At 33.0% G+C, this 11,128-nt stretch carries 13 protein-coding genes; 5 read left to right on the top strand and 8 right to left on the bottom strand.

Translation table 11 applies throughout. The features are described 5' to 3' along the window. Positions 1 to 515: 515 nt before the first annotated feature. From A9G09_RS11140 to A9G09_RS11125, 4 genes are all read left to right on the top strand, one after another. On the top strand, positions 516 to 965 hold the full coding sequence (locus A9G09_RS11140; protein ID WP_065634911.1) for a hypothetical protein: 450 nt from the start codon (positions 516 to 518) through the stop codon (positions 963 to 965). A gap of 426 nt (positions 966 to 1,391) precedes the next feature. Beyond that, positions 1,392 to 2,279 (top strand): SDR family oxidoreductase, encoded by an 888-nt coding sequence (locus A9G09_RS11135; protein WP_065634910.1) that lies wholly within the window; start codon positions 1,392 to 1,394, stop codon positions 2,277 to 2,279. Positions 2,280 to 2,430: 151 nt separating this feature from the next. Further along, the gene (locus A9G09_RS11130) at positions 2,431 to 2,958 is read left to right on the top strand and encodes a hypothetical protein (protein WP_065634909.1); all 528 of its coding nucleotides are present in this window, start codon (positions 2,431 to 2,433) and stop codon (positions 2,956 to 2,958) included. 388 nt (positions 2,959 to 3,346) lie between these two features. Beyond that, positions 3,347 to 3,769, top strand: a complete 423-nt coding sequence (locus A9G09_RS11125) for a hypothetical protein (protein ID WP_065634908.1) — start codon at positions 3,347 to 3,349, stop codon at positions 3,767 to 3,769. 58 nt (positions 3,770 to 3,827) lie between these two features. Here A9G09_RS11125 and A9G09_RS11120 read toward each other — a convergent pair whose 3' ends face one another. The 6 genes from A9G09_RS11120 to A9G09_RS11095 form a co-directional block, all read right to left on the bottom strand. Continuing rightward, positions 3,828 to 5,069, bottom strand: coding sequence for an MFS transporter (locus A9G09_RS11120; RefSeq protein WP_065634907.1), 1,242 nt, complete (start codon positions 5,067 to 5,069; stop codon positions 3,828 to 3,830). Between the two features lie 289 nt (positions 5,070 to 5,358). Beyond that, positions 5,359 to 6,471 carry a cupin domain-containing protein gene (locus A9G09_RS11115; protein ID WP_065634906.1) on the bottom strand — a complete coding sequence of 371 codons (1,113 nt, stop codon included), beginning with the start codon at positions 6,469 to 6,471 and terminating at the stop codon, positions 5,359 to 5,361. Next, positions 6,461 to 7,246 (bottom strand): YchF/TatD family DNA exonuclease, encoded by a 786-nt coding sequence (locus A9G09_RS11110; protein WP_065634905.1) that lies wholly within the window; start codon positions 7,244 to 7,246, stop codon positions 6,461 to 6,463. The genes A9G09_RS11115 and A9G09_RS11110 overlap by 11 nt, the downstream gene beginning before the upstream one ends. Positions 7,247 to 7,256: 10 nt before the next feature. After that, positions 7,257 to 8,435: a lipopolysaccharide assembly protein LapB gene (gene lapB / locus A9G09_RS11105; protein WP_065634904.1), complete on the bottom strand. Its 1,179-nt coding sequence runs from the start codon at positions 8,433 to 8,435 to the stop codon at positions 7,257 to 7,259. A 6-nt stretch (positions 8,436 to 8,441) separates the two neighbouring features. Further along, positions 8,442 to 8,753 carry a LapA family protein gene (locus A9G09_RS11100; protein WP_065634903.1) on the bottom strand — a complete coding sequence of 104 codons (312 nt, stop codon included), beginning with the start codon at positions 8,751 to 8,753 and terminating at the stop codon, positions 8,442 to 8,444. Between the two features lie 83 nt (positions 8,754 to 8,836). Continuing rightward, positions 8,837 to 9,307, bottom strand: coding sequence for a phosphatase PAP2 family protein (locus A9G09_RS11095; protein WP_065634902.1), 471 nt, complete (start codon positions 9,305 to 9,307; stop codon positions 8,837 to 8,839). Between the two features lie 346 nt (positions 9,308 to 9,653). Here A9G09_RS11095 and ribA point away from each other — a divergent pair, with 346 nt between their 5' ends. Then, positions 9,654 to 10,256: a GTP cyclohydrolase II gene (gene ribA, locus A9G09_RS11085; RefSeq protein WP_065634900.1), complete on the top strand. Its 603-nt coding sequence runs from the start codon at positions 9,654 to 9,656 to the stop codon at positions 10,254 to 10,256. Between the two features lie 156 nt (positions 10,257 to 10,412). On the opposite strand, the gene A9G09_RS11080 is transcribed toward ribA, so the two are convergent. Further along, positions 10,413 to 10,601, bottom strand: coding sequence for a 2-hydroxymuconate tautomerase (locus A9G09_RS11080; protein ID WP_065634899.1), 189 nt, complete (start codon positions 10,599 to 10,601; stop codon positions 10,413 to 10,415). A 9-nt stretch (positions 10,602 to 10,610) separates the two neighbouring features. Beyond that, positions 10,611 to 11,126: an S-ribosylhomocysteine lyase gene (luxS, locus tag A9G09_RS11075; protein WP_065634898.1), complete on the bottom strand. Its 516-nt coding sequence runs from the start codon at positions 11,124 to 11,126 to the stop codon at positions 10,611 to 10,613. Between the last annotated feature and the right edge of the window lie 2 nt (positions 11,127 to 11,128).

The raw sequence follows: 11,128 nt of genomic DNA, 5'->3' as shown, positions 1-11,128 counted from the left end.
ATGTCATTTTCAAAAAGTTATTTTTAACAAAATACTCGTTTTTAAAAAAAGTGCAACTTTTTTTTAATTAATGAGTATAGCTTGTGAAAATTTTTGGTAAAACGAGGTAACAATAACGTCATCGAATACGATCAATTAATTGAATTGTTGTCTCTATTCAATAAAATAAAAATAGATTAATATAAGATCAGTTTAAACAGTAAAAATTTTTTGTCACACATCAATAATAGTCGTTTATAGTTAACTTTTAGCTTAGTCACAAATTATAAAGCAGCGATTTTATCGATTAGCGATACAGTGTTAAATGTTATTATTAATTAAACATTATTTCAGAACCAAAACTAAGTAATTCTAATAATTATTTTTCAATCAGATTAATGCGCTATTTTAGCGATGTTTTATCGCTGTTTTATTAATAATATTTTCTAACGTTCTTCATTATCTTTTCAAGAAGACTGCATAAAATTTATATACAAAAGTATCGGTTATTCAGTAATTAAAAGGGAAAGACAAATATGACGAATTTTAAGATAATTGCTTTGCTATTAATGTGTTGTTTGTTAATTAATTGTGATAATAAGAAAAATGATTCACCTTCAAATGAGAATAATAATACTAGTTCATCATCAAAGGAAAATAGCACAGTTGATGATTTAGTCATTAATCCTGTTAAAAAAAAATTACCCATATTTGTTGATGCGCTTACCACTTTGGTTGATATTTACAAAAAAGATAACGTTATTAATTATAAATACGAAGTAAAAAATATTTCTAAATATGCTCTCTTATTGCCAACAACTCAAGATACGATTCGTGATAAATTGCTTAAAACTTATTGTAGTGATAATGATGAAGTGAAACAGCTAAAGCATTTTTTTCCAAATGGCGCAAACTATCATTATTATATTGATGAACAAGAAATAATCATAGTTGAAATACAACCTGATGACTGTGATGAAGATTAAATCGGTCACGTCTAATTACTACACAGAAAGACAGTTAGTATATTTATGCTTAATATACAACATTTCAGTTTTAATAAACTGACGAATTCAAATCATAACAAGGTAATGTAATTGGTTATATCTGGCTTAATATTAATTTATTTGCTAGACTAAAAAAGAATAATATTTAGCCAATAAATAATTCAACGTTTAATATTATTCACGGTCCTATTAACCTGCCAAGGATAGCTATCTGTAACAATTCACCCAATATTCCCATTCCTACATAAGGGTGATGATATAAAAACAAATAGTAAGTTTTTCCATCACATATATTTAATTTATTTACTGCATAATTTTTCGAAATAGTATTTTGTTTTATTTTAATAATTTTATTTAAGTTATTTTGGTTTTTATATAAACGTATTTAACTTAGGAGAAAAAACGATGAGTGAACAAATTTGTAATCCAACAACAAAATATCATCATACAAAATTTCAAAAGCAGAAACAAACCGCTCCCGCGCTTCAATGTGAGATGAAACCCATTCCTGACTGTGGTGAAAAAAGTTACCAAGGGCACCAACGTTTAGCCGGTCGAAAAATGTTAGTAACCGGTGGGGATTCTGGCATAGGTCGTGCTGCGGCAATCGCGTATGCTAAAGAGGGCGCTGATGTAGCAATAAACTATCTTCCGTTTGAACAAAAGGATGCTGAGGATGTAGCTAAAGTAATTGAATCTGTTGGCCGCAAAGCGGTATTGATTCCAGGTGATTTAAGTGATGAATCTTTTTGTAAAAAACTGGTTAAACAAGCGCATGATAAGCTTGGTGGATTAGATAACTTAACATTGGTTGCTGGTAAACAAACTGCAGTCGAAGATATTGCGAAATTGACCACTGAGCAAATTGTAAAAACGTTTGAAATAAACGTATTTTCATTATTTTGGGTAGTTAAAGAGGCGTTAAATTATTTAAAACCAGGCTCAACAATCATTACTACTTCATCAGTTCAAGCATTCCAACCGAGTGGAAATCTTCTTGATTATGCTTCAACCAAGTCTGCTATTATTGCCTTCTCTCGCGGATTGGCTAAACAATTGGCTAGTAAAGGCATTCGCGTAAATTGTGTTGCTCCCGGACCTGTTTGGACGCCATTACAAATTTGCGGTGGACAACCAAGTGAAGCCATTCCAGAATTTGGTAAACAAACACCTTTACAACGCGCTGGACAACCTGTTGAACTGTGTGGCGTTTATGTACATTTGGCAAGCGAAGAATCCAGTTATACTACAGCCGAAACTTATGGTGTAACAGGTGGTTATCACACTAATTAATCCATAACTGCCATGATAAGCAAATTGATTTATCAACCACTAACAATTGAAGTTTAATCAATGAGTTTTATGAACATTAAATTATTTAGATGCCGCCATTTTTAGGCATTAGAAATATTCAACAATTCACCATATTTAAAAGGGTTTTATAATGAAAACATACAAAGTAATCGTTTTATCAATAATGGGGTTATTTTTAGTTAATTGTGATGATTCAAAATCTAAGATGGATGATATTAAGCAACAAGTGGTAGACACGAGTTCAGCCGTGGGTGACAAAGCTCAAGATCTATATGAAAAAACGAAGTTAGAAACAGAAAATATTTTAAATCAAATAAAGGACGGTAATTATAATCTTGCTCAAGATCTTATTATCAAAGCAGTAAAACAAAAATTACCTTCAGATGTCGATCAAAATGTCACTTTAGTCGATGTTGCGAAAGACGATAATATGATTAGTTATAAATATTCGGTAAACAACCTCACTATAGATGCATTACAAGCTCAGGCTAATCAAAATGCAATGTTGGCTAAATTGAAAACTTTCTATTGCAGTAAAGATATTGGCATTAGCGCAATAAGATCTGCTTTTACTCAAGGGGAGACTCATAATTATTACATCAATAACGATAAAGCATTAACGTTAACGTTAAAACCAAGTGACTGCGATAATAAATAATGCTTTCAATGGTTGCAAATCATTGTAAAGTTATGGGTAATTTTATGTTAAAAGGGCGAATTAAAGCCCTTTTTATGTAGATAGTTAATTGAAAAAATCGCTCAACAGTGCAAGTTACGCTTTAATTTTTAAAAAATGGCTATGAGAAAAAATTAGTTATGTTTTTCATAGATGAATCGATGGGGTAACTATCACTAGTAAAAGCCTGTTAGCTTTTTGTCGCTTTTTTCAATTAATGTGTTACAAGTTTTATGTGTTGGCGAAGAATATTCAATAACTTTATTGTCTGTACATAAATTTAGTGGCAATAATATAAAAAATGCGCTATATACGTTTATAGAACTATCTAATTTATAATCAACTAAATAATAACTAAGGAATATATTATATGAAATTCTTAAAAATCACTTCAATGGCATTAATGTGTGTTGTTTTGTTCGGTTGTGATAATAGTAATAAGGTAAAAACGCCTGATAAAGCTGATCTTACTAAATTACAAGATTTAGTTATTAGTGAGGCAAAAAAAGTACTCCCAGCTAAAGTTGATTCAAATACTAGCTTAGTTGATATCTTTAAAGATAATGATGTAATTAATTATCGTTATACCATTAATGTATCTAAAGATTCATTGCAAATCCCTGAAACTGAAAAAATGACAACTGAAAGCTTGAAAAAGGTTTACTGTTCGAATAATCAACAAATTAAAGAGTTCAGAGATGCATTTCCTAATGGTGCCGTTCATAGCTATTATATTAATGATGAGAAGATATTTAGCGTAACATTAACCCCTGCTTCATGTAACACTAATTAATATTTTTTTGATTAATCTTATAAGTCATTTACACAGGGCAATAGCCCTGTTTTTTGTATTATTCTAATGTTTTACCTTTTGTTTCGGGGATTAAAAAGATAAATGCAGCCGCAGAAAGTAAATAAGCGGTAGAAAGTAACGCTAAGGCATAGCTTATAGAATAAACAGTGGCTAAATAAGCAATCAAAACTTGCGATATGCCAGCAATTCCTCGTCCAACATTAAAAATAATGTTTTCGGCACTTGACCTTGCATCTGTTGGGTAGTGTTCAGCAAGCAATGCGCCATAACCGCCCATCATTCCATTGACAAAAAAGCCAATTACAGAACCAAATATAATCAGGATCACCATATCTGTTTGATGAAAGTAAAACCAAATCGATATAGCGGAAACCAGTAAAAAAACAATATAAGAAGGGCGTCGACCAAATTTGTCACATAGCCAACCAAAGATTAAAATCCCTAATGACATCCCAATCGTTGTTGAGATGGTCCAAAACATAGTGTTTTTGAACGGTAATTTTAATTCAGTTGCAATCATGTTTGGCATCCAAACCATCAGTCCATAAAAGCCAAAATTCTGTACCGCGCAGGCTATGGTTAAACCAATAGTAGTGGCTGTCGTTTTTGGTGTTTTAAATAACTTGTTAATTGCGATTTTATTTTTATTTTGATCTTTTAAATTTTGCCAAATTTCGGGTTCTTTTAGTCCTTTACGGGTCCAAGCAACAAATAATGCAGGCAATACTCCCATCGCAAAAGCCCAGCGCCAACCATAAATTTCACCAATAAAGTTGACTGTTAGTGCTGCTAAGATAATACCTAATTGGAAGCCTAATGCGACAATAGAGGTTGCTCTTGAGCGTTTGCTTTTAGGCCAACTTTCTGAAACAAGCGTCATACCAATGCCAAATTCACCACCAAGACCGAGCCCACTTAAAAATCGAAAAATTAAAAAGCATTCGTAATTAGGGGCGAGTGCACAAAGTCCAGTAAATAAAGAGAAAATTAAAATAGTCCAAGAGAAAACCCTTACCCTCCCAAATTTGTCAGCGAGTATGCCAAATAAAATACCGCCGATTACCGCACCTAAAAGCGTGAATGAGGTTAAAGTACCAAGGTCTGCTTTTGTCAGATTATAGGTCGCAGCGATGAGACTAAAACAAACACCTAAAATCATCATGTCTAGACCATCTAATGCATAACCAACTGTAGATGCGAAAAGCGTCTTTTTTTGATATGGGGTTATTTTCTGGTTTTCACTTTCGGCTTGCTTGACTAGGATTGTTTCATTATTCATGTGTACCTCTAGTTGTTAAAAAGATCGTTCACTAATAAAAAGCATTTATGATGTAATTCATCATTAAACAGGCGGGTATTAAAAAGCGGGGCAAGTATATACTTAAAAGTAATAAAAATCCAAATGAAAAGCCGAAATTAGTCGGTTTTATTTTGTTTATTTTTATTAAGGCGAAATTATTTGGTTAAATTTTATAACTATCTAATTTTTTAGACAAATTAGCCGATAATTTCGCCATTTTGCAGTTTTTTCGGGTGGCTTTTTTTAGCCAATAGTTTTTGAACAAAATTTACTCTTCGTCAAAATACCAGTAACCAAGATTAACCAATTTTAACATGACATTTAGGGTCTGTTCATCTTGTAATTGTTCGTAGTGAAGTACATCGGTTTCACATAATCGGTCGATGGTTTCCATTGGTAAGGGTATTTTTTCACCATTGATATAAGCCGTATCCTCTATTTTTACAATACGTATACTCGGTACACGATGTAGTTCAGCACCAGATTTTAGAATTTCTTCAAATTCATCTAGCTCATAGGCGGGATCAGCTGGGATGATATTGAGATCATGCATAGGTATTGTGATGTGCTTACCAAACCAGTCATTGAATAAGTCTGGGTTTTTGATGAGGTCGATCATTTGCCCTTGTAGTTTTTCTAGCTCATATGGCTCGATACGATAAGGATCGCTTGGTAATTTTAAGTCTGGATCTTGATAAAAAATCCCATTTGGTAAATTATCAATAACGTAATCAGCAAAGCCACTTAATAATTCTTGTGAAGTTTGCGTCCTAAAGCCGACTGAATAACTTAGTGATTCGCCAATTGATACACCATTATGTGGAAAGCCAATTGGAATATATAAAATATCACCGGCAGTGATTTCTTCATCAATAATCGGCTGATAAGCTTCTACATGTAATAGCGCTTTGTGAGCACTAAACTGTTTGTAATTAGGATTACGATCGCCAACTTGCCAACGTCGACGTCCCATACCTTGAATGATAAAAACATCATAGTTATCAATATGCGGCCCAACGCCAGCCCCTTTTGTTGCATAAGAAATCATAAGATCTTCAAATTGCCAGTGAGGAATACACTTAAATGGTTCAACTAAAGTTGCTGCCTGTTCATGCCAATGATCTACCGCTTGCACTAATAAACTCCAGTGATCTTCACCGAGATCATTGTAATGTGTAAAAGGACCAAATTTAGCATCCCATTTTCCATTTTTATTCGTCACAATCCGGCTATCTAGCTCTTCTTCCATTGCAAGTCCAGCAAGTTCATCGGGTGTGATTGGATCAATAAACTCAGCAAAGGCTTTTCGTAAAATAACGGGTTTTTTTTGCCAATAGTTTGTTAAAAAATCATCCCAATCAATAGCTAATTTATATTTCATTTAACTTCCCTCGAAGATTGAATAATTGACAAAAATTATCGGTAGTTTGTTGTGCTATTTCTTCTAAAGAAACACCTTTCAATGCAGATAAATATTGCGCGACTTCCCGAACATAAGCCGGTTGGTTTTCTTTACCACGATAAGGTACTGGAGCTAAATAGGGGGAATCAGTTTCGATTAAGATACGATCCAATGGCACAAATTTTGCCACTTCTCTTAACGCTTCGGCATTTTTGAAGGTAATAATTCCTGAAAAAGAGATATAAAAACCTAAATCTAATAGTTTTTTTGCCGTATCAATATCTTCGGTGAAACAATGTAACACACCTGAATGGACGTGTTGTTCTTTTAAGATTGTTAATGTATCTTGTCTGGCATTTCGGGTATGGACGATGATTGGCTTGCCAAGCTTTCTACCAAGACGTATATGTTCAATAAAATTATGTTGTTGAAGCTCTAGATTATCTTGCTGATAATAGTAATCAAGTCCTGTTTCACCTAATGCGACAACATTCTCTTCTTTGGCTAAATTTTCGAAGCGGTTAGCGTCATAAGGTTCGTCATCAAGATTAAGGGGATGAATACCACACGAAAAAGAACATTGATTAATATAAGGTGTCAGTAAGCGCTTCATTGATTCATAACCAGATAAGGTTGTTGCTACGCTTAAGCAGTGTTTAACGTCATTTTCAGTTGCTTTTTGTAGTACTTGCTCAATTGACTTAGTATTAAAGTCTAAACTATCTAAATGACAGTGCGAATCGATTAAAAACATAAAAAACTCTTTATTTTTCAGAATGCTGTTCAAAATCACGAACAGGTTTGATGGTAGACCATGAACGACAACCAGGGCATAACCAGTAAATTGAATTAACCGTAAATCCACATTTTTGACAACGATAATTCGGTACGATTTTTATTTGCTCACCTACCATATTACGTAACAATAATAGGCTCTCTTTTGCTCGACCTTGTTCGGCATCGGCAACATGGTAATCCATTAAACGATAAAACCCTTTTAAATTAGGGTGTTTTAATAATTCTCGATACATATAGTTCTGGGCTGCATCAAGACCTCTCTTTTTTTCAATGATATCGGCAAGCATTAGTTCAGCAACATTGCCTGAATCTTGATCAACACATAATTGCAAAAATTGCTCAAATTCATCTGCTTTATTTAATTTAAGATAACACTCTTTTAATAAAGGTAAAGCTTCACCAATAAAGGCTTTATCTTGTTCAAGTATCTGTTTGAATGATTCAATTGCTTGTTCAATTTTATTTTGCACAATCAAGACGCGACCTAACATCAGTGAGGTTCGAGCACACTTAGCATCGGCTGCTGCCGATTTTTGTAATAAACTATACGCTTTTTCAAGGTCTTCATTGGCAATAGCTAGCGAAGCTAACTCACAATAAAATTGAGCTATATCTGTTTTGTATTTTGTATTGCCAAGCTTAACCAACTTGGTGGCAGTATTAATTGCATTAATCCATTCACTGGTTGATTGATAAATAAAAATAAGTTGTTGTAAAGCATGTTGTTGAAAATCTTCTTCATCAATGAGTTGTAAAAACATCTCTTCAGCGCGGTCATAAAGACCTGCAACCATATAATCACGCCCAAGTTGTTGAATGGCTAGTAATCGTTGTTCAAAAGAGAGGGATGAACTTTCCATTAATGCTTGATGGATTCGTATCGCTCTATCTACTTCACCACGAGAACGAAATAAATTGCCTAAAGTCAGATGCGCTTCTAACGTGCCTTCATCTTCTTTAAGCATATCGAGGAACAGATCGACAGCTTTATCTTTTTGGTTAGATAAAAGAAAATTAAGACCATCTACATATTCTCGAGATAGTCGATTTGATTGATTTGCATATTTTTGTTTAGCATTTCTATCGCCCATATACCAACCATAAGCGGCAGCAATAGGTAATAATAGAAATAACAATTCAAACATAATATTTTATTCTTGATGATGTTTAATTAAATTATCTTTTTGATGATCAGCTATACTATCATCATATTTTTTCTGTAATTTACTTAATTTACGTTTTGTTGAAGAATGTTGTAGTTTTAATTTAATAAAGAAAATTCCTGTTAATATCATTCCAACGATAAAGCCAGAGCCAAAAAATAGAGCCAATAAAACTGATAATCTTAATTCGGTTTTAGCAAATAAATAGTTAAATGTTACCACTTCATCATTGAATGCGCCTATCGAAATAGATAGGGTAAAAATAATAATTATCAATAGAATGGATATAATAAATTTCATAATAATAACCTTTTTATTATTTTAACGTTATTTAAAATGAGCGTTATTCTCAAATATTTTTTCAACACTGTTTACGCTAATTATCAGTTATCTACTATATGATATTTTTGTGCATAAAAATAGCAAATTAATGAAATGATCCAAGCAACTAAAATACCACACAACAGATCAATTGGGCTGTGCATACCCAAACATAATCGACTAATTTCAATTAATAATGCCCAAATAATCAACATATAGACCACAATATAATGGCGTTTAAAGCCTAATAATGTCACTGCTAAAAAGGCCCATGTTACTGCAAATAAAGTATGTCCCGATGGAAATGAATAACCTGTTTCGTTTTGCCAATGTTGACGTAACCAAGTTGGGATTATGTTGGAATTAGTCAATAACTGATCAATGAGTTGTTTTTTTTCCGATTTAGCCAACGAATAAAATTTATCATCACTCAATTGATATTGTTTATTCATCCATAATACATAGGGCCGAGATTCTGCTGTTTGAGATTTAATAACAGCTTTAATCATTTGCCCAGTTAATATTGCACCCACAAGAAGTATTCCTATTAATACTATTTTTTTTGTCGTTTTAATGTTTAATAATAGGCAAAACAGGATAAAAAAAACGAATGATGTTATTATTGCCCAAGGAAAACTTGCCGTTTCTGTTATGACGAAAAAAAATTGGGATGTATTATTTAATGATTCTGGTTGCCAATGCCAATTTATAGCTATAATGACTAAAGGTATAACTAAGAAAATAGCCAGTGTGGCTATTGTTTTTTTTATTATTAACCCCATTTAAAAACTCAATTAAGCACAAATTGCTATATATTTTAGCATGGAAGAGAGTTTTTTAAAAAATTCTATTTAAGTTTTATTCAATACGGAGATAATGATGCAATTAAAACTTGTTGCACAAGCAAAACTGCCAACCCCATGGGGATGTTTCACTATTGTGGGATTTGAAGAAATTGCAACTGGCAAGGATCATGTGGCGTTAGTTTTGGGTGATATTGCAAATAAACAGCCTGTATTAACAAGAATTCATTCAGAGTGTCTAACTGGCGATGCGCTATTTAGTTTACGTTGTGATTGTGGTTTTCAGCTAGAGGCGGCTTTAAAACAGATAGCACAAGCAGGACGGGGAATTTTACTTTATCATCGTCAAGAAGGTCGAAATATTGGTTTGCTTAATAAAATTCGCGCTTACGCACTGCAAGATCAAGGACTAGATACAGTAGAAGCTAATGAACAACTGGGTTTTGCTGCTGACGAACGTGACTTTACGCTTTGCGCAGACATGCTAACATTACTTGGTGTATCTGATATTAGACTATTAACCAATAATCCTGAAAAAATAAGAGTGCTTGAACAAGCAGGCATAAAAATTACTGAAAGGGTGCCGTTAGAAGTGGGTGAAAATCCTAATAATGAGCACTATTTGGCAACCAAAGTCAGTAAAATGGGGCATTTACTTCACCTTCATTGCAATCACTAAGTATTTTATATCATGTTAAATATTACAAACGTTGCCAAAGATTTAGACTAAATAAACCTTAAAAACACAATGATCTTTAAGGTTTTATACTAAATATGGATAGTGTGCTTAAATTATGACAAGGCTTGTCATTTTTAAATTGAGTTTTGGGTTTAATTAATCTTTATCGCACCGCAAAACGCCACCATTCGCAATTTGGTCTTTTGAAATTTCGTGCATAATAATTTGGACTGCTTCAGGCTTACAATTTAGAGTTTCGGCAATAGCATTGGTTACACGTTTAGCCATTTCTCTTTTTTGTTCTATAGTGCGACCTTCTAAAAAGTCAATAACAACGTTTGGCATATTATTTCCTTATTGATTAATTTTCACAAGTTGTTCTTCAGTTAATGCAATATCATGATTATTGCAAATTCCAATTCCTGACTGAATAATTTTATCTGCAATTACTTTCGCTTCATCTAATGAGTGCATTTTATAAGTCCCACACTGATATTCATTTAATTCGGGGATCTGTTTTTGTGATTCAACTTTTAAAACATCATGCATAGATTTTAGCCATGCATCAACCACTAATGATTCATCAGGTTTACCAATAAGGCTCATATAAAATCCGGTTCGACATCCCATTGGCGAGATATCAATAATTTCGACTTTATCACTATTAAGATGATCGCGCATAAATCCTGCAAATAGATGTTCTAATGTATGAATGCCTTTTTCTGGCAATAACTCTTTATTGGGAACAGTAAAACGAAGATCAAATACACTAATATCATCACCTTTAGGGGTTTTCATTGTTTTAGCAATACGGACAAAAGGTGCTTTCATTTTAGTATGATCGACTTTAAAACTATCTAATAATGGCATGA

It is taken from the genome of Gilliamella sp. wkB292 (assembly GCF_001690235.1).
Lineage (GTDB): Bacteria > Pseudomonadota > Gammaproteobacteria > Enterobacterales > Orbaceae > Gilliamella > Gilliamella apicola_F.
Note: the sequence above shows the minus strand (reverse complement) of the source record. Positions and strands in the feature narration are given on the sequence as shown.

Excerpts from the sequence above, each read along its gene's own strand:
- A9G09_RS11125 (WP_065634908.1), top strand. The coding sequence starts at position 3,347 with ATGAAATTCTTAAAAATCACTTCAATGGCATTAATGTGTGTTGTTTTG.
- luxS (WP_065634898.1), bottom strand. The coding sequence starts at position 11,126 with ATGCCATTATTAGATAGTTTTAAAGTCGATCATACTAAAATGAAAGCA.
- A9G09_RS11140 (WP_065634911.1), top strand. The coding sequence starts at position 516 with ATGACGAATTTTAAGATAATTGCTTTGCTATTAATGTGTTGTTTGTTA.
- A9G09_RS11115 (WP_065634906.1), bottom strand. The coding sequence starts at position 6,471 with ATGAAATATAAATTAGCTATTGATTGGGATGATTTTTTAACAAACTAT.
- A9G09_RS11135 (WP_065634910.1), top strand. The coding sequence starts at position 1,392 with ATGAGTGAACAAATTTGTAATCCAACAACAAAATATCATCATACAAAA.
- A9G09_RS11100 (WP_065634903.1), bottom strand. The coding sequence starts at position 8,753 with ATGAAATTTATTATATCCATTCTATTGATAATTATTATTTTTACCCTA.
- A9G09_RS11080 (WP_065634899.1), bottom strand. The coding sequence starts at position 10,601 with ATGCCAAACGTTGTTATTGACTTTTTAGAAGGTCGCACTATAGAACAA.
- A9G09_RS11130 (WP_065634909.1), top strand. The coding sequence starts at position 2,431 with ATGAAAACATACAAAGTAATCGTTTTATCAATAATGGGGTTATTTTTA.
- A9G09_RS11110 (WP_065634905.1), bottom strand. The coding sequence starts at position 7,246 with ATGTTTTTAATCGATTCGCACTGTCATTTAGATAGTTTAGACTTTAAT.
- ribA (WP_065634900.1), top strand. The coding sequence starts at position 9,654 with ATGCAATTAAAACTTGTTGCACAAGCAAAACTGCCAACCCCATGGGGA.
- A9G09_RS11120 (WP_065634907.1), bottom strand. The coding sequence starts at position 5,069 with ATGAATAATGAAACAATCCTAGTCAAGCAAGCCGAAAGTGAAAACCAG.
- lapB (WP_065634904.1), bottom strand. The coding sequence starts at position 8,435 with ATGTTTGAATTGTTATTTCTATTATTACCTATTGCTGCCGCTTATGGT.